The organism is Streptosporangium sp. NPDC023963, assembly GCF_040639135.1.
Lineage (GTDB): Bacteria > Actinomycetota > Actinomycetes > Streptosporangiales > Streptosporangiaceae > Streptosporangium.
This window is the reverse complement of the sequence record NZ_JBEZZK010000013.1, coordinates 211754-231245: the sequence shown is the minus strand read 5'-3', so window position 1 is coordinate 231245 and position 19492 is coordinate 211754. Positions and strand designations below refer to the sequence as shown.

19 protein-coding genes and 1 pseudogene are annotated in these 19492 nt (G+C 68.8%); 12 read left to right on the top strand and 8 right to left on the bottom strand.

Annotation, left to right across the window (positions count from 1 at the left end; all coding sequences use genetic code 11):
- Nucleotides 1-56: 56 nt before the first annotated feature.
- The 3 genes and pseudogenes from AB0F88_RS32125 to AB0F88_RS32115 all read right to left on the bottom strand — a co-directional run bounded on the left by AB0F88_RS32125 (nucleotide 57) and on the right by AB0F88_RS32115 (nucleotide 2369).
- Nucleotides 57-869, bottom strand: coding sequence for a methyltransferase domain-containing protein (locus AB0F88_RS32125; protein WP_362692713.1), 813 nt, complete (start codon nucleotides 867-869; stop codon nucleotides 57-59).
- Nucleotides 870-1151, bottom strand: a pseudogene (locus tag AB0F88_RS32120) (GNAT family N-acetyltransferase); the annotation flags it as partial.
- A gap of 15 nt (nucleotides 1152-1166) precedes the next feature.
- Nucleotides 1167-2369: a low temperature requirement protein A gene (locus tag AB0F88_RS32115; protein ID WP_362692586.1), complete on the bottom strand. Its 1203-nt coding sequence runs from the start codon at nucleotides 2367-2369 to the stop codon at nucleotides 1167-1169.
- Between the two features lie 717 nt (nucleotides 2370-3086).
- Here AB0F88_RS32115 and AB0F88_RS32110 point away from each other — a divergent pair.
- The 4 genes from AB0F88_RS32110 (at nucleotide 3087) to AB0F88_RS32095 (ending at nucleotide 6497) form a co-directional block, all read left to right on the top strand.
- Complete coding sequence (locus AB0F88_RS32110) at nucleotides 3087-4544, top strand: arabinofuranosidase catalytic domain-containing protein (RefSeq protein WP_362692583.1); 1458 nt, start codon at nucleotides 3087-3089, stop codon at nucleotides 4542-4544.
- A gap of 254 nt (nucleotides 4545-4798) precedes the next feature.
- A complete protein-coding gene (locus AB0F88_RS32105) occupies nucleotides 4799-5074 on the top strand; it encodes a hypothetical protein (RefSeq protein WP_362692581.1) in 276 nt (91 codons plus the stop codon).
- A 301-nt stretch (nucleotides 5075-5375) separates the two neighbouring features.
- Nucleotides 5376-5960: a recombinase family protein gene (locus AB0F88_RS32100; protein WP_362692578.1), complete on the top strand. Its 585-nt coding sequence runs from the start codon at nucleotides 5376-5378 to the stop codon at nucleotides 5958-5960.
- An 18-nt stretch (nucleotides 5961-5978) separates the two neighbouring features.
- A complete protein-coding gene (locus AB0F88_RS32095) occupies nucleotides 5979-6497 on the top strand; it encodes a hypothetical protein (RefSeq protein ID WP_362692575.1) in 519 nt (172 codons plus the stop codon).
- A 112-nt stretch (nucleotides 6498-6609) separates the two neighbouring features.
- Here AB0F88_RS32095 and AB0F88_RS32090 read toward each other — a convergent pair whose 3' ends face one another.
- From AB0F88_RS32090 to AB0F88_RS32080, 3 genes are all read right to left on the bottom strand, one after another.
- Entirely contained in the window at nucleotides 6610-9726 is a 3117-nt protein-coding gene (locus AB0F88_RS32090) for a Tn3 family transposase (RefSeq protein WP_362692572.1), read from the bottom strand.
- A 136-nt stretch (nucleotides 9727-9862) separates the two neighbouring features.
- Nucleotides 9863-10027 carry a hypothetical protein gene (locus AB0F88_RS32085; protein ID WP_362692569.1) on the bottom strand — a complete coding sequence of 55 codons (165 nt, stop codon included), beginning with the start codon at nucleotides 10025-10027 and terminating at the stop codon, nucleotides 9863-9865.
- A 78-nt stretch (nucleotides 10028-10105) separates the two neighbouring features.
- Nucleotides 10106-11584 (bottom strand): alpha/beta hydrolase, encoded by a 1479-nt coding sequence (locus AB0F88_RS32080; protein WP_362692566.1) that lies wholly within the window; start codon nucleotides 11582-11584, stop codon nucleotides 10106-10108.
- Between the two features lie 150 nt (nucleotides 11585-11734).
- Between AB0F88_RS32080 and AB0F88_RS32075 the strand changes: the two genes are divergently transcribed.
- The 5 genes from AB0F88_RS32075 to AB0F88_RS32055 all read left to right on the top strand — a co-directional run bounded on the left by AB0F88_RS32075 (nucleotide 11735) and on the right by AB0F88_RS32055 (nucleotide 15854).
- Entirely contained in the window at nucleotides 11735-12439 is a 705-nt protein-coding gene (locus tag AB0F88_RS32075) for an alpha/beta hydrolase (protein WP_362692563.1), read from the top strand.
- 3 nt (nucleotides 12440-12442) lie between these two features.
- A complete protein-coding gene (locus tag AB0F88_RS32070; RefSeq protein ID WP_362692560.1) occupies nucleotides 12443-12796 on the top strand; it encodes a DUF5996 family protein in 354 nt (117 codons plus the stop codon).
- Nucleotides 12797-12934: 138 nt separating this feature from the next.
- The gene (locus tag AB0F88_RS32065; protein ID WP_362692557.1) at nucleotides 12935-14542 is read left to right on the top strand and encodes an alpha/beta hydrolase; all 1608 of its coding nucleotides are present in this window, start codon (nucleotides 12935-12937) and stop codon (nucleotides 14540-14542) included.
- Nucleotides 14543-14591: 49 nt separating this feature from the next.
- Complete coding sequence (locus AB0F88_RS32060; RefSeq protein ID WP_362692554.1) at nucleotides 14592-15428, top strand: alpha/beta fold hydrolase; 837 nt, start codon at nucleotides 14592-14594, stop codon at nucleotides 15426-15428.
- Between the two features lie 171 nt (nucleotides 15429-15599).
- On the top strand, nucleotides 15600-15854 hold the full coding sequence (locus AB0F88_RS32055) for a hypothetical protein (RefSeq protein WP_362692551.1): 255 nt from the start codon (nucleotides 15600-15602) through the stop codon (nucleotides 15852-15854).
- 105 nt (nucleotides 15855-15959) lie between these two features.
- Here the strand turns inward: AB0F88_RS32055 and AB0F88_RS32050 are convergent, their stop codons facing one another.
- Nucleotides 15960-16376 carry a (4Fe-4S)-binding protein gene (locus AB0F88_RS32050; RefSeq protein ID WP_362692549.1) on the bottom strand — a complete coding sequence of 139 codons (417 nt, stop codon included), beginning with the start codon at nucleotides 16374-16376 and terminating at the stop codon, nucleotides 15960-15962.
- Complete coding sequence (locus AB0F88_RS32045; RefSeq protein WP_362692546.1) at nucleotides 16369-16803, bottom strand: GNAT family N-acetyltransferase; 435 nt, start codon at nucleotides 16801-16803, stop codon at nucleotides 16369-16371. The genes AB0F88_RS32050 and AB0F88_RS32045 overlap by 8 nt, the downstream gene beginning before the upstream one ends.
- A gap of 73 nt (nucleotides 16804-16876) precedes the next feature.
- Between AB0F88_RS32045 and AB0F88_RS32040 the strand changes: the two genes are divergently transcribed.
- The 3 genes from AB0F88_RS32040 (at nucleotide 16877) to AB0F88_RS32030 (ending at nucleotide 19393) form a co-directional block, all read left to right on the top strand.
- Nucleotides 16877-17251 carry a hypothetical protein gene (locus AB0F88_RS32040; protein ID WP_362692543.1) on the top strand — a complete coding sequence of 125 codons (375 nt, stop codon included), beginning with the start codon at nucleotides 16877-16879 and terminating at the stop codon, nucleotides 17249-17251.
- 254 nt (nucleotides 17252-17505) lie between these two features.
- On the top strand, nucleotides 17506-17991 hold the full coding sequence (locus AB0F88_RS32035) for a hypothetical protein (protein ID WP_362692710.1): 486 nt from the start codon (nucleotides 17506-17508) through the stop codon (nucleotides 17989-17991).
- A 313-nt stretch (nucleotides 17992-18304) separates the two neighbouring features.
- Nucleotides 18305-19393 carry an LLM class flavin-dependent oxidoreductase gene (locus tag AB0F88_RS32030; protein WP_362692540.1) on the top strand — a complete coding sequence of 363 codons (1089 nt, stop codon included), beginning with the start codon at nucleotides 18305-18307 and terminating at the stop codon, nucleotides 19391-19393.
- Nucleotides 19394-19492: the final 99 nt, after the last annotated feature.

The following is a 19492-nucleotide window of genomic DNA, read 5'->3' as shown; positions in this document are numbered from 1 at the left end:
GGTCGAGCCCACTGGTCCACAGCCTTCGGACGCTGCCAGTCCGATACGAGCGCTGATCAAGGGGCGGGCTTCGTGCCGGTGACGACCCAGATCGTGAGCACCGCGAGCAGCGTGCCGTCGGCGACGGCTCGGTCCACCTCCGCCAGCCACGGCTCCGCGGTCTCGCCCAGATTCAAGAGAGGGCCTTGCAATACGGCGCGGTCCACGACGGACATCAGGGCGGCCGCCTCGGCATAGTCGGTTATCGCGACGGTGACCGGCTCGGCACTGACGTCGGCGAGACCGGCCGTGACCAGTCGGCGGCGCAGCGTGCGCCCGGTGGACGTCGCGGCCGGCAACGCCGGAGCGAGCTTTCGGTACGTCTCACTCAACTGCGGCGTCCCGTCGAACAGCATGGACTCCCAGTCGGTGTCGATCAGGCACACCCGGCCGCCGGGACGCAGCACCCGCACCATCTCGGCGATGGCGGCATCGGGATCGATGACGTGTTGCAACACGCGCTCGCACCGGACTCCGTCGAAATGATCGTCCGGGTACGGCAATGCGAGCGCGTCTCCCTGGTCGTACCGCACCACCGCGGCGTCCGCTCGCTCGCGGGCGAAGTCCACGGCGGCCTGCGAGTTGTCGACGCCGATCACCTCACCGGCCGGGCCGACCAGTGCTGCGAGGTCGCGCACCACCTCACCCGCGCCCGAGCCCACGTCCAGCAGCCGGCCAGGATCCTGGAGGTCCCATGCCTCCAGCGCCCTTCGGCGGACTCGACGGATCGTCGGCAATCGGGCGGCCACCTCTATGTGCCGCAACAGGAAGCGCCGATTGTCGGCGCTCTGTTCGTCCAGAGCGGTGAAGGGGGTTCGTACGTTGTTCACGTACAGCAAGTCCTGGTACTCGGGGTGCCGGGCGATCCACCCCGTGTAGAACGGGCAGATCGCCAGCACCCGCAGGTTCGCGGCGCGAGCCTCGTCAAGGGAGGCGCGGGCCAGCGCCGCTCCTACTCCCTTGCCTTCGTATTTCGGAGGAACTTCGGTGTGTACGAACGTAACGAGCTCCGCCGTGCGAATGTATTCCGCGATGCCCGCCAACTCGGTCTCTCCTTCTTGCCGGGCCTCGTACCGTTTGGCCTCGGGAACGTTTACAACTTCGACTGCCATGTGCCCTCCATCTGTCTACTTCGGGGTCGATGTCATCAGAGCCGCAGGGTGAGCTTGTGGCGTGCGGTTCAGAGGCTTCTGCCAGATCAGGGCGGCCACCACACCGGTGAGGATGACGGCGGTGAGCGCGAACGGGATCGGGATGAGAGGGTCGATGAGGACGAGGACCCCTCCGACCGGCACGATGATGTTGATGTGGCTCCCGGCGCTGCGACGCATCACGAGCAGCCAGATCCCGAGGATGAAGACGGCGATCGGAATGGTGTAGGCGAAGGACGCGACCACCGGGTCGAGCTCACTGTGGCCGGTGATGACATCGACCTCGGCTTCGATTCCGGCGGAGAGCGCGCCGGCCGCGGCGAAGATGAAGTAGTGACCGTAGCCGTAACCGAGCGAGAGACCCAGACCGCTGATGGCGGTGTGGTGCGGTGCCCAGAAGTACACCCACCACAACGCGGCCGTGACGACGAGCGTGAGCACGGCCACCCTGATCAGCGGCCCGGGTGTGTCGCCCTCATGAAGCGCCTCGATGATCGCGTTGGCCGAGGCCAGCAGACTCTCGCCCAGCAGGATGAGGGTGAACAGGCCGAACCGTTCGCTCAGATGGTGCGGATGCCACGGGGTTCCGGCCCGTCGTTCCGCGGCGACCGGCACAGCGAGCTCGGCCCCAATCAGGACGATCACGGCGACCCAGAACGCGGCGGCGGGCAGGAGCAGAGAGGCCAGCCAGAGCATCTGAACGACGGCGATCCCGATGGCGTAGGTGGTGGTGGACCGGCGGGTGTCCCCGGCCGAGCGTGACGCGCGCATCCATTGCGCGACGAGCGCGATGCGCATCACGACGTATGCCAGCATCAGTACGACATAGTCCTGGTCCTCGAACGCCGCCTGTATGCCGGAGGCGAGCACGAGCACGCCGCCCATCTGAACGATGGTCAACAGTCGGTAGAGCCAGTCGTCGGTGTCGAACGAGGTGGCGAACCAGGTGAAGTTCATCCACGCCCACCAGATCCCGAAGAACACGACGGCGTAGTTGACGATGCCGTCCAACAAATGCGCTTCGGTGAGCTGGTGGTGCAGCTGGACGGAAGCGATGCTGACCGCGATGACGAAGACCAGGTCGAAGAACAGCTCCAGTGACGACGCGGTCCGGCCGGCCTCGTCCGGGTCGCGTGGCCACATCGGCACGAGCCGGTAGCGAGACGTGGGTGCATTCATATGGGCTCACCTAGGTCGACTCGTCGGGTCCCCAGTAGAGACCCTGTTGCCACAACAGGGTCAACCGCCGTGTGCCCGACCGCCCCCGGGGCGAGCACATCCCGCTCGAGAAGCACCACCCGTCGCGCGTGGTCGGCCAGTGTTCGCGCCGCCGGCGGCCCGGCGACAGGGGCGGCCGGAGTACGCCAGAAACACACCGCGCTCCATCCCCTTGCCGCTGCGCGATCGTCCACGTCCACGGACGATCTCGCGCGTCTGCACGGCGGCTGCGGTCGTCCGTGGACGCCTCCTATGTCTAGATCACCAGCTCGTACTCGCCGGAGAGACGGAGGGGGCACTGGTACTACCCTCCGGTCCGCTGGCAGGCGCCTCGCCGCGCCGCCCGCCGGCGACGCGGATGCGGCCGTGCGCGACCGGGGTATTCCGCTCGCGGCTCACCGCCCGGCGGACGCCTAGGATGAAAGTTTCACGGCGTCTCGTCGCGGCGGTGCGGACGCGTCCCGGCAAGAGCCCAGGTGGTGCGCCGACGGCGCCCGGCTGTCCGGGGGATCGGATCCACGCTCTTGACGCCGGGACCCTCGTTGAATTGACTCCAGCCATACTGTCAGCCGCGAACCGGCATCGGGCGAGAAGGGATGTTAGCGCTAACATTCCCTCTGGCCAGGCCTGCCGCGCCCGCGTCGTCCGATCGTGATTTCCTGACCGAAAGAAGAAGACATGATGCTTTTCGGGAGCCTGAGAAGGGCGTTCGCGGCCGGTGTGAGCGTGGTGGCCGCCGCCGCCTGCCTGGTCGGCGCCGGCGGCGCCGCCCGGGCCGCCGCCACCGGCCCGTGTGACATCTACGCCACGGGCGGCACGCCGTGCGTGGCGGCGCACAGCACCACCCGCGCCCTGTACGGCGCCTACAACGGCCCGCTCTACCAGGTCCAACGCTCGTCGGACAACGCCACCCAGGATATCGGTGTGCTGGGCGCGGGCGGTGTCGCCAACGCCGCCGCGCAGGACTCGTTCTGCGCCAACACGAACTGCGTCATCACCGTCATCTACGACCAGTCCGGCCGGAACAACCGCCTCACCCGGGCGCTCGGCGGCGGCGTGCCCGGCCCACGTCCCGACGGATCGGACAACTTCGCCGACGCGAAGGCGGCCCCGATCACGATCGGTGGCCAGCGGGCGTACGGCGTCTACATCCCTCCCGGCACCGGCTACCGCAACAACAACACCAACGGGGTGGCGACCGGCGACCAGCCCGAGGGTATGTACGCCGTCCTCGACGGCACGCACTACAACGGGGGGTGCTGCTTCGACTACGGCAACGCGCAGACGAACGCCCTCGCCGACGATATCGGCATCATGGAGACCATCTACTTCGGCAACAACAAAGTGTGGGGCTACGGGGATGGCAACGGCCCCTGGATCATGATGGACATGGAGTGGGGACTGTTCTCGGGGGTGAACCCGCGCTACAACCCCATGCCGTCGATCAACCACCGCTTCGTGACCGCCATCGTCAAGGGCGAGCCGAACCACTGGGCGATCCGGGGCGGCAACGCCCAGTCCGGCGGCCTGACCAATTACTTCGACGGACGGCGCCCCAACGGCTACCACCCGATGAAGAAGGAAGGCGCCATCCTGCTCGGCATCGGCGGCGACAACAGCAACACCGCCCGCGGCACCTTCTACGAAGGCGTGATGACCTCCGGCTACCCGACCGCCGCCACCGAGGACGCCGTCCAGGCCAACATCACCGCCGCCGCCTACGCGCCGTCCGGCGACACCCCCACCCAGGGCGTCCAGATCGTCGGCGCCCAGTCCAACCGCTGCCTCGACGTCACCGGAAACAGCACCGCCAACGGGGCCCAGGCGCAGCTGTGGGACTGCGGCAGCGGCACCAACCAGCGCTGGACGCAGACCTCGGGCAAGCAGTTGCAGGTGTACGGCAACAAGTGCCTGGACGCCTTCGGTCAGGGCACCGCCAACGGCACCCAGGTGATCATCTGGGACTGCAACGGCGGTACCAACCAGCAGTGGAACGTCAACGCCAACGGCACCATCACCGGCGTGCAGTCCGGCAAGTGCCTGGACGCCAACGCCGCCGGCACCGCCAACGGCACGAAGCTTATCCTCTGGTCCTGCAACGGCGGCAACAACCAGCGCTGGAGCCTGCGCAGCTGACTCCGGCCGACCGGTTCGGCGCGTGAGGACGAACGGGGAAGGCACCTCACCGGCGGAGGTCCGGGCACCCGGGCGGGACCGTGGCCCCGGGGCCGGGTCTCCGCCGGTGAGGAGGTCGGTGAGGAGGTCGGCGAGGAGTCGGCGCGGCACCGGACGGCGGGCCGCCGGCCGGTCCACGGAAGACGCGGCACGCGCCTCGCCGCCTCAAGCCCAATCCGCTCGAAGCCACCACGAAGGAGCAGTTCCTCCAGTGCATGAGGGATTTTCATGTCTGGGCCAAGGAGTTGTCCTTCCGCGAGATCGCCCATAGGTCCGGGCGAACCGTCGCGGCCAGCACCCTGTGCGAGACGCTGAGCCTTCACAAGCCTCCTCGTCTGCCCTCCATGAAAATCGTGGAGGCCTTCATCGTCGGCTGCGGAGGCAACGAGGACGATCTCGCTCAGTGGACCACGGCCTGGCGCCAGATTCGCCTGGCCAAGACGCGCAGAAACGTCACGTCGCTTTCCGCCAACCGCCGTACCGCCAGCTAAACGATCGACGCGAACGCCCCGTCCCGGCTCGAGCCGTGCGGCGGGGCGTTCATCATGTCCGGCGACCAGACGAAAACACGCCGTCGGCCACTGGCCCGTTTCCCGCCCTGAGGGCGGGCCGGTGACCCATCAGGGCGTTCATCTAACGAACGTTTGACGAACGCAACCAAGGACACCCGGCCGAACGAGGATCTCCGTGTGCCATGTCTGGTTCGGATGTTCATTTTGCCGTTCATCTTCGGCCGCTCTTTGCTACCGTTCACATCCCTCACACGAGACGTTTGATGAACGGAGGTGCTTCATGATGGCGCTCATCGGCCTGGTCCGGGTCAGCACCGACAAGCAGAACACCCAGCGACAGCACGACGTCCTCGATCCGATCTGCCTGAAGGTCATCGAGGAGAAGGCCAGCGGCAAGCTCGCCACCGCCGACCGGCCCGACCTGCTCACCGCGCTGTCCTACATCCGCGAGGGCGACCTGCTGACCGTCCAGGAAGTCGACCGGCTCGGCCGCAACCTCCTGGAAGGACTGATCGTCCTCAACGACCTGTTCCAGCAGGGCATCGGCGTCAAGGTCCTGGAGGGCATCGCGGTCGGCGAGCACACCGAACGCTCCTTCATCCTCGACCTGGCCCTCGCCCTGGCCGAGGACCGCCGCCGCGACATCGTCCGCAAGACCAAGAACGGCCTGGAGACCGCCCGAAAGCAAGGCAAGGTCGGAGGCCGCCGACCCGTGGTCGACGACGACAAGCGCGCCGCGATCCTCGCCCGCCGCCGACGCGGGGAATCCATCCGCACCATCGCCGCCGGGGTGAAGGTCTCCGTCGGCGTCGTCCACAAAACCCTCGCGGCCTCCGCCGAGGGCACCCCGCTGACCAGCCCCTGACTCCCTGAGGAGAGCGTCATGACGTTGCCCAAGATCCCCCTCGACGACCCGCGCGTGCTGGCCCTGGCCAAGGCTCGTCAGCAGTTCGCCCACGACTGCGCCCACCTCCCGACATGGGAGGAGCTGACCGACCAGGAGCGGGAGGACTCGCTGCCCGGCGCCCGCAACTACCTGGAGTCGGCGATCAACGCCGGACTCGTCCCCGCCGTGGAGCTCATCGACAGCGGATGGCGCGCGAGCCTGACCAACGTCAACGACGAGATCGAGCGGCAGGCCACCGCCATGGCCACCGCGGCCGCCGACCTCTCGCTGCTGCTCTACCGGTTCCGCACCACCCCCACCGGCGGGATGAGCGTCGGGACCGTGCTGGACAAGCTGGCCGAGACCGCCGAGCACGTCGGCGAGTTCGCCCGCGAGTTCGGCGAACAGAACTGGGTCGACATGGACAAGGACGAGGCCGCCGACTGGCGCAAGGTCCTCGCGGACCTGGAGGCCGCAGCCGCGACCTTCCGCCGCACTGTGAACCTCATCGGCTGACAGGGGCTCCGTAGACCCACCGCGGACGCCCACCCGCACGGGAACGGCCAGTCACAATAGAGCCGCTTGCCGAGTTTCCTCATCGTGACCGGCCTTTCGGTTCCTGCCAGCATCAGGGGGCGAATAGGACGCGGGGTTCGAGATCGAGCCGAGTGGTGGGGGCGGCAGCGGGCGGGGTGAGGTTGAGCGTCCAGTTGCCGAACCGGCGGATGGTGTGGGTGATGTAGGGGGAGATGGTGGCCAGGTCGTCGGTGTCGACGGGGTGGCCTTCGGCGGCGATGGCGTTGGCGGCGTCGGTAATGTCGCAGGCAGTGGAGCAGATGACGCAGTTGGCGATCAGCTCGTTGAACTTCACTACCTTCTCCTGGTGATCGGGGTCGTTGTGGCCGATGAGCTTGCCGCCGAACATCAGCCAGTCGGCGAAGCCGTGGAAGGCTTCGTTGCGGTTGGTGACCTGGGTGATCTGCTCGCGCAGGGCGGGTTCGGACAGGTAGCGCAGCAGGGTGATGGTGCGGATCGCGCGGCCGAGTTCGCGGAAGGCGCGGTAGAGGCGGTTCTTGCGGGAGTGGTTGCCCAGGCGGCGCAGCAGCGTCACCGACGACAGCTTGTTCTCCCGGATCGAGATCGCGGTGCGCAGCAGGTCGGTCCAGTGCGTCTCGATCAGGCGCCAGTCAATCGCCTCGTCGCCGAACAGCGAGTCGATGTGGGCGTAGCGGGTGCTGGCGGCCGGGCGGTAGAAGACCAGGTCGTGCCAGTTGCGGATGCGCGGCAACAGGTCGAAGCCCAGCAGCGCGCCGAGGCCGAAGACCGGCAGCGCCTGGCCTTGGGTATCGGCGTGGATGGTGTCGGGCTGGATCTCGGAGGTGTTCTTCAGCAGCCCGTCGATGATGTAGACCGCCTCCCATACCCCGCACGGGATGAACCGGGAGAACAGCGCGACGTAGGTGTTGGAGACGTGCCGGTAGGCGATCCCGCCGTACCCGCCATAACGGATGGAAGTCTCGGCCAGCAGGTTGTTCTCCCAGGTGTCGATCTGGGAGCCGTCGGCGGCGACCGTCTTGCCGTCGCCCCACACGCTGGCCACGTCCAGCTTGCTGAAGGCGTTGATGACGTCCACCGACGCCTTGTCGACCTTGGTGGCGTTGGTGTGCTTATTGCCCGCCAGCGACAGCTCGTGCACGCTGACCAGGCCGCGCATGTGCGCGGCGACCTGGGTCGGGCCCAGCAGGGTGCCGTGCGCGAACGCGGTCAGCACGTACCGGGCCATCGCGTCGCGGATCTTGGGGTCCGAGCCGGATGCGGGCCCGAAGTGGCGGTGCCATTTCAGCAGGTAAGCGGTGCGGGTGAGGATGTCCAGCAGCGCCCGCTGCGGCAGCCGGTCGTGGATCGCGGCCTCCAGCGCCAGCGCCGAGGGCCGCCGTTCGGCGCCCTTGCGGCGGCGCAGCACAGGCCGTCCGCCTTCCAGCAGCAGGTCAGTGTTGGCCGGGTATCCGGCGTCGACCGCCGCGGCGACGGCGGCGAGCTTGTCGCGGTAGTGCGCGGTCAGCGCCGACGCGGTAGCCGGGATGCCCGCCTGGGCGCAGGACGCCGGCACCAGCGGGCGGCACTCCTGCCACGACATCAGCTGGTCGTGCAGGTTGGCGTAGGAGTCCGACCCGGCCACCGCGATGTCGCCCGAGCGCAGCTCGGCCGCCAGGTAGGAGAACACGCACACCTCCAGGTGGCGGCGCACCAGCATCCCGGGACGGTTCTTGTCCCGAAGGATCTTGCGCCACTGCCCCGAGGCGAACGCGTTCACGTCGATCCGCAGCCGCACCTCGACCGGCTCCCCGGCGGGACCAGGCCGCTTCACGGTGATCTCCTCCGGTACGAACGCGGCCTTGGCGCCGCGCAACTCGCGCAGGAACTCCACCGCCTCCAGCACGCTGCGCTCGGCGGTGGTGGCCTCCACCTCGATCGCCTCGGCCAGGGTGAACAGCGCCGGACGGTGCGAGCGGTAGTGCTGGTCCAACAGCGGCAGGTAGTTGTTACCGTGGTGCGCCGAGACCGCCTCGTGCGCGCTGGCCAGCGCGTCCACACCACCGGACTGCTCCAGGGTCTTCAGCACCAGCCGTCCGGCCCGCTCAGCCACATCCTGCACCGTCGGCGCCGCGACCACCACCGGGGCCACGGTGTCCGGCGCGACGGTGCCGCCATCGCCTGTCGGGGCGGTGGCCGGGGTCATGGCCTCGGCCACCACCGACAGCACCTCACCGAACACCCCCAGCAGCCGCTCGGACTCGGCCCGGTGCGCCTCCCGCAACGCCTCCAGATGCTCGCGGCCCTTCTTGTGGATGGCCGCGATCCGCTTGCAGAACATCGTCACCACGTCGTCGCGGACCCCGGTCGCGGCCGTGTGCACGAAGCTGGCCAGCAACGTCAATTGCTTGTCGGTGCCCACCTTGCGCATGTCGGCGACGTCGGTGACGTGTGCCTCCCCTGCGAAGTGCCCGACCTTCCCATGCGGCACGCCCTGCAGCCAGACCTCGGTCGGCCCGATCGCCTCGATGTCGGCCAACAGCGCCAGCCGCTGTTTGAACTTGCTCAGCGACGCGGCCTTGGCCACGTCCTTCAGTCGATCGAACTCGCTGCGCCGAGTCACCGGGTCCACCACCAGCAACCGGGCCAGCCGCGCCCGCGCGGCCGCGTCCAGCCGTCCCGCCACGGTCTGGAAGAACCCGGTGTTCACCTCGGTGCGGATCGACGCGGCCATCGCGTCCAGTGTGGTGTAACCCGGCAGCTCACACCGCTGCCGGATCAGCTCCTCCAGCGCCACGTTGATCAGGTCGGCTGGGTCGTCCTTGGACTGCACCGCTTCGCGGATCGCTTCCTCGGCGATCCGCCGGACCCGGGGCGCGTCGTACACCACGCCCAACCGCTCGCGGACGAACGCGCGATGTCGGCTGGCCGACATCGGCGCCACCCGCCGCAGCTCCACCTCTTCGGCCAGCCCCAGCGCGCCACGCATATGCCCGACCACCGCCGCCGGAACGTCCTCGACCTTCGGGAAGTACCCGAGCCGCTGGTAGGACTTCAGCCACACCACCAGCGCCAGCAGATGGTGCTCATCCTGGGTCCGGCCACGGGCCCACGCGACCTCGGCTTCAGTCGGCGTGAACGCCTCCGCCAGCTCCCGCGCCGAAACCACCCTGGCGAACCCCGGATATGCCGTCCGATCGACCGAGGTCACCCGAATCCCCCAAGACCGCCACCAACACGACGACGATCACCCTAACGACCGGCCTTCAGGTCCCGCGGTGTCTTTCCGGCGTATTCCGGCCGCCCCCCGGCGAAGCTCGCACCGATGACGCAGGCGGTTTCAATCGTCATGTCCGGCTCGAACCCGCCTGAGCGGTCAGCGGTCCGGTGCGCCGAGTGGTGAGCCAGACGATCACCACGGTGACGAGGACGACGGCGCTCGGGATGAGCGTGGCGGCGGTCGCGGCTCCGGCATCACGGTCGGTCACGACGCTGTTCGAGTCGGACCGCATGGCGATGGAGAAGACGAAGCCCCGCGTGTTCCACAGCGCGTGCAGGACGATCGCGATCTTCAGGCCGCCGCAGGTTGTTCAGCTGGCCCTGCAGGTGGTGTCGCGGGCCGGCATCTTGCCCTCGACCAGCCAGTCCGTGGTGATGTGGAGGGCGCAGGCGTTGGTGTGGACGAGGAAGACGCCGTGGCCGCTCTCGTCGGCGGTCACCAGCTTGGCGCGCGAGGCGAACTTGTCGCGCAGCAGCTTTCCGCCCACCCACGGGGTCACCGGGTCGTGGCGGTTCTGCAGGATCAGGATGTTGGCCGGGCCCTTGGCGTCGACCTTCACCGGAGGCTCGTACGGCTCGTGCTTCCAATAGGCACAGGGTGTGATGTTGGCGGTCGCGGCGCCGAACAGCGGGTACCGCTTGCGGTCCTCGGCGACGGCCCGGCGGTAGGTCGCCACGTCCTCGGGCCAGTTGACGTCGTTGCAGGTGGTCGCGAGGAACGCCGTGAGGGCGTTGTCGATGGGGTTCGCCGGCGCCGCTTGTCTGGTCGCCGGGGCTTCGGCCGGGTTGAGGTACGTCTGCAAGGTGCGCGCTGCCCGCCCGTACGACAACTGGCTGTAGAGGCCGGCGAAGGTGAGGTACCGGACGACGGCGCCGTCGGCACCGTCCGGCGCGGGGGTCTCGTCGAGCCGCTCGGTGATCCGCAGGAAGGTCCGGCGGACCTGCTGCGGCGTACGACCCAGGCCGTACGAGTCGTGCCGGGTCGCCACCCAACGGGCGAAATCGGGGAACGTCTGCTCGAAGCCGAGCCCGAACCGACGCATGCCCGCCGGGTCGAGGTGGGTGTCGCCGACGTTGCTGTCGAAGACGATCCGGTCGGTGGTCTCCGGGAACAAGGAGACGTACGTCGCGCCGAGGGCCGTGCCGTAGGACGCTCCGTAGTAACTGGCCTTCTTCTCACCGAGCGCCGCCCGGACCCGATCCAGGTCGCGAGCCGTGTTCGCCGTGGTGATGTGCCGCAGCCGGCCGTCCTTGTCGGTGGCGGCGCACTTGTCGGCCACCTGCTTCGCGATCGCGGCCTGCCGGGTCACCGCGTCGTCGTCGGCCGCGTACGGCGGAACGTTGGCCCAGTACGGATCCTCGAGCGTGAAGCCGCAGCTCATCTTCGTCGAATGCCCGACCCCCCGGGTGTCCATGCCGATCAGGTCGTACGCATCCGATACGGTGGTCGGCAGGCCCCGGCTGACCAGGAAGACGCCCTGGTCGATCCCGATGCCGCCCGGGCCGCCCGGGTTGAGCAGCAGGATGCCGCGCCGCTTGGCCGGGTTGGTGCTGGCGATCTTCGAGATCATGATCTCGATCTGCTCGCCGTCCGGGTCGCGGTAGTCCAGGGGTACGGGGATCTTCGCGCACTGCACCGCGACCGGCGCCGGCATCACGACTTCGGCCGGGCACGCTTCCCACGTCAGCTCGGGTGCGGCTTGCCGGGCCACAGCAGCCGGCCCGGCCACGACAAATGTGCCGAGCAAGGCGAGCACCCCGATCAGCACAACGCCACGTTTTCGGTACATGTACCACCTCATGCGTCGTCCGTCGGCATTCGGTGTCATGCGACACCATGTCGCGGGAACACAGTCAAGGTCTTGACCCTGTTCGGAGAACATGGTTTCTGCTGGGCCGGAGCCGCGACCTGACCTGCCGGCCCGATGAAAGGAACCGAAGTGAAACCCACCATCGTTCTGGTGCACGGCGCGTTCGCCGAGTCCGCCAGCTGGGGCGGCGTCATCCAGCGTCTGCTCGACGACCGCTACCCGGTCATCGCCGCGCCCAATCCGTTGCGCAGCCTGTCCGGGGACGCCGCCGTCGTCTCCAGCATCCTGAGCACGATCGACAGGCCGGTCGTGCTCGTTGGCCACTCGTACGGCGGGGCGGTCATCTCCAACGCCGCCGTCGGACACGACCACGTCAAAGCGCTCGTTTTCGTCGCCGCCTTCGCGCCCGAAGCCGGTGAGAGCATCGGCGCGTTGTCCGGCAAGTTCCCCGGCAGCACCCTGGGCGCGACTTTGCGGGAGGTCCCCCTGGCCGACGGAACGGTTGATCTGTACATCCAGCAGGAGAAGTTCCACCAGCAGTTCAGCGCCGACGTCCCGGCCGAGCGGGCCGCCATCGACGCGGCCGCTCAACGCCCGCTGAACACCACCGCGCTCAACGAGGGATCCGGCGACCCGGCGTGGACGAGTGTGCCGTCCTGGTTCATCTACCCGGAGCTGGACTACAACATCCCGCTCGAGGCTCACCGCTTCATGGCCAAGCGGGCCGGCGCTCGCGCCGCCGTCGAACTCGCCGGCGCGTCGCACGCCATTCCCGCGTCGGAGCCGGTCGCGGTCGCCGAGATCATCCTCGATGCCACCCGATCGATCGGCTGAACCGTGGAGAAAACGATCACCAACTTGTGGCCCCGGCTGCGCGTGGCCGACTGGACCGAGACCCGCGACACCCTGCACATGTGGACCCAGATCGTCGGCAAGATCCGGATGTCGTACACGCCGTCGGCCAACCACTGTGAGGAAGGCGCCTTCTACGCGTACGCGTATCCGGAACCGCCGGGCTACCGGGAGCGCACGGAGGCGTACTTCGACAAGACCCTGCAGGAGTGTGTGCTTCCGTACGAGAAGGTGGCCGAGTCAGCCGATCCCGACGCGACACTCCTCGACTTCCTCCGCGCAACCTACGGTGCCGCCGCCGACCTGGCTGCCTGGGACCGCTCGGCCGTGGAGGCGTGACCGTCGCGTCCCCTGGACGGGGGCTCAGGGGACGCGACGCCGAGGGCGCTGCTGTTGCTCCCGCCGCGTCGGTCGTCTCGCTTGACCCGGTGGCGGGAACATGGTTTTGGCTTGCGGAGACGAAGGGGAGTCCGCACTGTGCCCAGAACGAAGATTGACCGGCTCTTCGCGCGGCGAGCCCGGGTATCCCGCCGCTCCGGCCTCTCTGGTCTCGTACTTTCGATCTGCGCGATTTCGGCCATGGGCTGCACTCCGGCAGAGAATGAGCGACCCACGCCGGCCGCCAGTTCGTCAGCGGCCGACCTGACGAAATTCTATTCTCAGAAACTGGACTGGTCGGGCTGCGCCGAGTTCGCCACCAGCAAACGGGAAGCGGAGATTCTCGCGGACCCCAAGGCCCGGTGCGCACGGTTGTCGGTTCCGCTGGACTACGACGACCCGGAGGGCGCCACCGCGTCCGTCGCGGTCCTGCGCGTCAAGGCGCGGGGGGAGTCGAAGGGCTCGGTGGTCTTCAACCCGGGCGGCCCGGGCGGCTCCGGCGTGTTGGGCGGGCTGGCCGTGAGCCGGGGGCTGGCCAAGAGCCGCATCTCCGAAGCCTTCGACATCGTCGGCTTCGACCCGCGCGGTGTCGGTGCCACCGAGCCGGCTGCCGACTGCTATTCGGAGAAAGGCACGACGCGGGGGGACAAGGTGTTCCCCACGTTGACCTTGACCGTCGATCTGACGGAGGAGGACACCCGCGCGGTGTTCGACCGCTGCGCCGAGGGATCCGGGGGCGCGAAGGGGCTCGCTTCGATGGGCACCCGCACGACCGCTCGCGACATGGACGTTCTGCGAGCCGTTCTGGGCGACGAGAAGCTGACCCTGCTCGGCCAGAGCTACGGCACCCGGCTCGGCTCGGTCTACGCCGAGCAGTTCCCGCAGCGGGTGCGGGCGATGATCCTCGACGGCGCGTTCGATCCGGGGCTGGGCACGATCGAGCGGCGACTCGCCGCGTACGGCGGGTTCCAGCGAGCGTTCGAGGTGATGGCGGCCACCTGCGCCAAGGACGCCTCGTGTCCGCTGGGGACCGACCCGAAGGCCTGGACCTCGAGATTCCAGGCGCTCGTGCAACCGCTGCGGGACAAGCCCGTGCCCGCGCTGGGCCAGGAACTCGACTTCGACGGGGCCGTCGGCGGTGTGATGGCGGGACTGTACAGCCCGACGCTGTGGCCCACCGTCGTGCGCGGCCTGAACGAGGTGCGGCAGGGGCGCGGCGACAGTCTGATGCGTCTGGTGCAGGACCTCGGCGGCGGTGCGGCCGACAACGCGGTGAACGGCAACGTGACCGAGGCCCTCTTCGCGATCAACTGCATGGACGAGCGGCGCCTCACCCCGCAGGACGTCGCCCAGTTGCGCGCCCGGGCGTTCGAGGTCGCTCCCTTCATGAGCCCGGGCGGCGACGTCGGGCGGGGCGCCCGGGACGGATGCGAGTTCTGGTCGGCGCCGCCGACTCTCGGCATTCCGTACGCCCAGAACATTCAAGGCCTTCCGAAGACGCTCGTCATCTCGATCACCGGTGACCCGACGACCCCGCACGCGGGCGGCGTCGAACTCGCCGAGACCCTCGGCAGCGCTTTGCTGACCGTGAAGGGTGAGGGGCACACGGTTGTCTCCGGCGGGGCCAACACGTGTGTCGACAAGATCGCCGCCGACTATCTGATCGATCTCAAGCTGCCGGAGCCGATGCCGGAGTGTTCGGTCTGAGCCGGCGGAAAGGCGGTGTTGTGTTGACGACGAACTCAGGGTGGGCGGCATGCGGCCGATGATTCTCGTTCACGGCGCGTGGCACGGCAGTTGGTGCTGGGCGTCGGTCACGCCCCACCTGGCCGCTCGTGGCATACCGTCGGTCGGGGTGGACCTCGCGGGGCACGGCTTGAACGGCCGGCCGCCGTTCGCCCGCTCGGCGCGGCCCTTCGATCCGGCGGCGCTGGCCACCGAGCTCTCGCCGGTCGCCGGCGTCAGCGTGCGCGATGCCGCCGAGGCGCTCGTCGACCGGATCCGGCTGGCCGGGAACGGCGAGCCCTGCGTCGTCGTCGCGCACAGCCTCGGTGGCGTGATCGCGACCGCCGCCGCCGAGCTCGCTCCCGAGTTGTTCGCCCACCTCGTCTATCTCAGCGCGTACGTCCCTGTCGCCGCGTCCGTGGCCGAACTCGCCGCGAGTTACCACTCCTTCGACCGGGTGCTGGTCGCCGACCCCGCGGTGGTCGGCGCGCTGCGTCTCGACCCGGCGAACCCTGCCCTCCGGGATGAGATCCGGGAGCTGTTCTACGGCGACGTCGACGTGTCGGCGGCCGAGGCGGCCATCGCCTTGCTCAGCAACGACGCGCCCGCGCAGTTCGCCGCCGAGAAGGTGACGGTGACCCGGGAGCGCTTCGGCGCGGTCCCGCACTCGTACATCGTTTGCGCCAAGGACAACGCGATCCCGGAGGTCCTGCAGCGCCGCCTGGTGCGGGTCATCGACGCCGCTTCCGTCGCGGCGACGGGGGTGGTCACGCTGGACAGCTCCCACTCCGCCTTCCTGTCCCGCCCGGCGGAGCTGGCCGGGGTCCTCGCGGAGGCCGAACGGGGCGGGGGCTCTTGGAGCCGCTGAGGCCGACGACGGCGCCGGAGCCGCGGGTTCCGCTCGGACTGCGCTTTCCGGTGCTCGGCCCTGCAGAAGATACATGCCCGGGTTCTCGCCAGGGATCCGGATCTGCTGGCCACCCGGTCTCCGGCCGCGCGCGTCACCCCCGCGCAACCGCCGGCCGACCTGCCTGACTTCGTGGGCCGGGAGGCGGCCGGGGCGCGCTGGCTGAGCCTGCTCGCACCCGATGCGGCGCGTACGCTCCGGCTGCTCGCGGTGTCGCGGGGCTGGGAGATCACCGTGCCTGTCGTGGCCGCGCTGCTCGTGGTGCCCGAGACCCATGCCGAGGACCTGCTGGAGGCGCTGGCCGACGCCCATCTGATCGAGGCGGACGGCGACGGCGGGCACCACTACCTGAATCCGGTTGGAACTTCGCCCATCGCAGGGCGTTGATCGACGACGGCCCGGACGACGTACGAGCTGTGCTCTCGCGGTGGCACGCGTACCGCGTCAGTATCGCGCGCCGGGGCGATGACGAGTACGCGCGCTCGGCGGCCGTCAGGTGCTGCGGCACGCGTTGTCGCAGAACGGTCGCTTCACCGATCGGCCGCAAGCGCACAGCGTCATCCGATATTTCGGGTGAGGTCGCGGGCCGGGGCCGGGACCGGTCAGCGTCAGGTTGCCGTGCAGCAGGATCTGCCCGCGCTCGTTCGCGGTCACGACGGTGGGGTCGGGCGGTGTCTCCTCGACGCTCCCGTCGTGCCGGGTGTATTGCAACGCGCCGCTGGGGCAGCGTTCCACGACGGCGGCCAACGCGGCGGCGCCGGCGTTGTCCGGGGTGATCCAGGGCCGTGCGGAGACGTCGAACACCTCCGGGAGCCCCCGCACGCACTCGGCGAAATGCAGGCACCGGCCGCCGTCGAACGTGACCGTGATCTCGGATCCCGGGTACGACTTCAGGTTCGGCTCACTCATCGTGCTCGCCCAGGACGGCGCGGGAGCCCTGGCCGCGACGGGTCAGATCCTGATACTCCGGGTGGATCTTGATGAACCTCGCGAAGAACGGGCACGCCGGCACCACCGACAGGCCCCTTCCGCGTACGTCGTCGAGGGCCTGACGCGCGAGCCGGCTGCCCAACCCTCGTCCTTCGTAGGCGATCGCCACCTCGGTGTGGATGAAGACGATCCGCTCCTTCTCGAGGTAGTAGACGGCGAAGCCCGCGAGATCGCCGTCCACGGCGATCTCGTAGCGGTGCTGTGCGGGATTGTCGCGCACGTCGACGTTGTCGCTCATGGTGTCCTTTCGGTGGGGCGGCCGGCAGCGGGACCGGATCCGTCGTCCGCCGTTCCGCGATCCCGAAGTGGCGCACTCGCCCCTCGGTCCGTTGTCAGCCAACACCATGTGGTTGGAACACCGTCAAGCCCCACCGGTCGGTACGCGGGCGGGTCTTTAGAGGCGGCGTTCTTCGAGTTTCATGGCGATCAAGAGCGCGAGGGCCGCGGCACACCAACCCGAGGGGGCCGATGGATCGTTGTCCCCGGTGCTGTGCGGAGAATTCGTGCTGCGGGAGGGCACGTCTTCGGCCTCGATGCAAGAGGAGGCGACGTGCCTGTCGACCCAGGCCGCGGCGACCGAGGTCGTCAGCGCCGGCCGGGACACCGGATATCACCTGATCAGCCGGGCCGGTCACTACATCGCCGCGCGTCTGGTGCTCTCGCCGCGCACCGTATCGGCGCATCTTTATCGCGTCTTTCCCAAGCCGGGCATCAACTCACGGGCCGCCCTGCGCGACGCCCTCACCGACCGGCAGCGGATGACGCCCGCTCGAGAAGTCCGCAACCGCCCTTGACCCGGTGCCATCTTGCGCGTCGGTGCGTACGCGCAGGGGTCGATCACGCTTGACTGTGTCCCTGGAACATAGTCTTCGATGACCGGGTGTTCGACGAATGGCGGCGACGCCGAGCCATCCAGCGCCTCAAGCTCGGGGACGGGCACGCGCTGAAGCGATTCCGTTGGTGGCAGCCTCTGTCCCGGTCCCTGTTCTATCTTCCCGCGGACGCCGGCGCGGGCCGGCCGGCGGAATACGCGGTCGACGTGAACCACATGAAGAGCAACGAGAACCTCGACACCGAAGCCCACCTGTATCGCGACGGCCGGCACTTCGAGCGGGCGAGGCTCCCTGCCGTCTTCCCGATCGAGGGCGGCGCGATCGAGGTGGAGACGTCGCCCTTCGGCCTCCGGCGGTGCCACTTCGTCGCCGACGACGGGACCGAGCAGCAGCTCGTGCCGGATCCGCGCTCGGCCGAGGGGCGCCGCGCCCGGCTCGACCGCGAGCGTCCGTTGCTCAGCCGCTGGATCGGCGTGATCTCCCTCGTCCTGATCCTCGTGCCGCTGATCCTCGGCCTTCCGCAGACCGTCGAGTCGATCTCCCGGCTCCCGCCGCTGGCCGAGCGGTTCGGTGTCTTCGAGTCGCCGATCGACGCGCCGGCCTGGCTCAACATCGCGCTCGTGATCAGCGCGACGGTGGGCAGCACCGAGCGTGCCCTGCGCCTGCGGTACAACCGGTGGCTGGACGCGGTGGCGGACTGACGGCGGGTCAGCCTTCCGCCCGCAACTGACGGAGGTTCTGCCGCGTCGCCTCGTCGGCACTCGCCTGCTGACAGGCCTGCCCACGAAAGGTACGCGGCAGGAGGATGATCGCGACAATGCCGCGACCGATCCGGCGTTTGTCGGCTGCCGGCACCCGGCGCTACTCGACTCCAGCGGGGGCTCCACCAGGGTCCTTGGGACACGGCTGTGCGATGACGTTGACTGTGTGGCCAGCACACGGTTTCTGATGGGCGAACACCGCCGGCTCCGGCCGGTCGACAAATGAGGCGGCCCGGTTCGAAGGAGACTCGTGATGCAGTTCGGCATTTTCACCGTGGGTGACGTCACTCCGGACCCCACGACGGGCCGGACCCCGACCGAGCACGAGCGCATCCAGGCCATGGTGACCATCGCGCTGAAGGCCGAGGAGGTGGGCCTCGATGTGTTCGCCACCGGCGAGCATCACAACGTGCCCTTCGTGCCGTCCTCGCCGACCACGATGCTCGGCTGGATCGCCGCCCGGACCGGGAAACTGCTGTTGAGCACGGCCACCACGCTGATCACCACCAACGATCCGGTGAAGATCGCCGAGGACTACGCGATGCTGCAGCACCTGTCCGGCGGTCGCGTCGACCTCATGATGGGCCGCGGCAACACCGGGCCGGTCTACCCCTGGTTCGGCAAGGACATCCGGGCCGGCATCCCCCTGGCGATCGAGAATTACGCGCTCCTGCGCCGGCTGTGGCGGGAGGACACCGTCGACTGGTCCGGCAAGTTCCGTACGCCGCTGCAGTCGTTCACCTCGACGCCGCGCCCCCTCGACGGTGTTCCGCCGTTCGTCTGGCACGGCTCCATCCGCAGCCCGGAGATCGCCGAGCAGGCCGCCTTCTACGGTGACGGCTTTTTCGCCAACAAAACTCTCTGGCCCACCTCGCACACCCAGCGCATGGTCGGGCTCTACCGCGAGCGGTTCGCCCACTACGGCCACGGCGACCCCGACCGGGCCATCGTCGGTCTCGGCGGTCAGGTGTTCATGCGTAAGAACAGCCAGGACGCGGTGAACGAGTTCCGGCCGTACTTCGACAACGCGCCGGTCTACGGCCATGGGCCCTCGCTGGAGGAGTTCACCCGGGACACACCACTCACGGTGGGCAGCCCGCAACAGGTGATCGACCGCACCCTCGGGTTCCGCGATTACGCCGGCGACTACCAGCGCCAACTCTTCAACCTCGACCACGCCGGTCTGCCGTTGAAGACGGTGCTGGAACAGCTCGACCTGCTCGGCGAAGAGGTCGTGCCGGTGCTGCGCAAAGAGTTCGCCTCGCTCAAACCGGCCCACGTGCCGGACGCCCCGACGCACGAGTCCCTGAAGGAGGCAGCGGCCACGGCAACGAGCACCTGAGCGATGCCGACACCGATGGGCGTATGGTGCGGGATCTTGCACATCGCGACGGCTCGGGCGAGGACGGCTGTCACTTCGATCTCCACGACGAACTCGGAC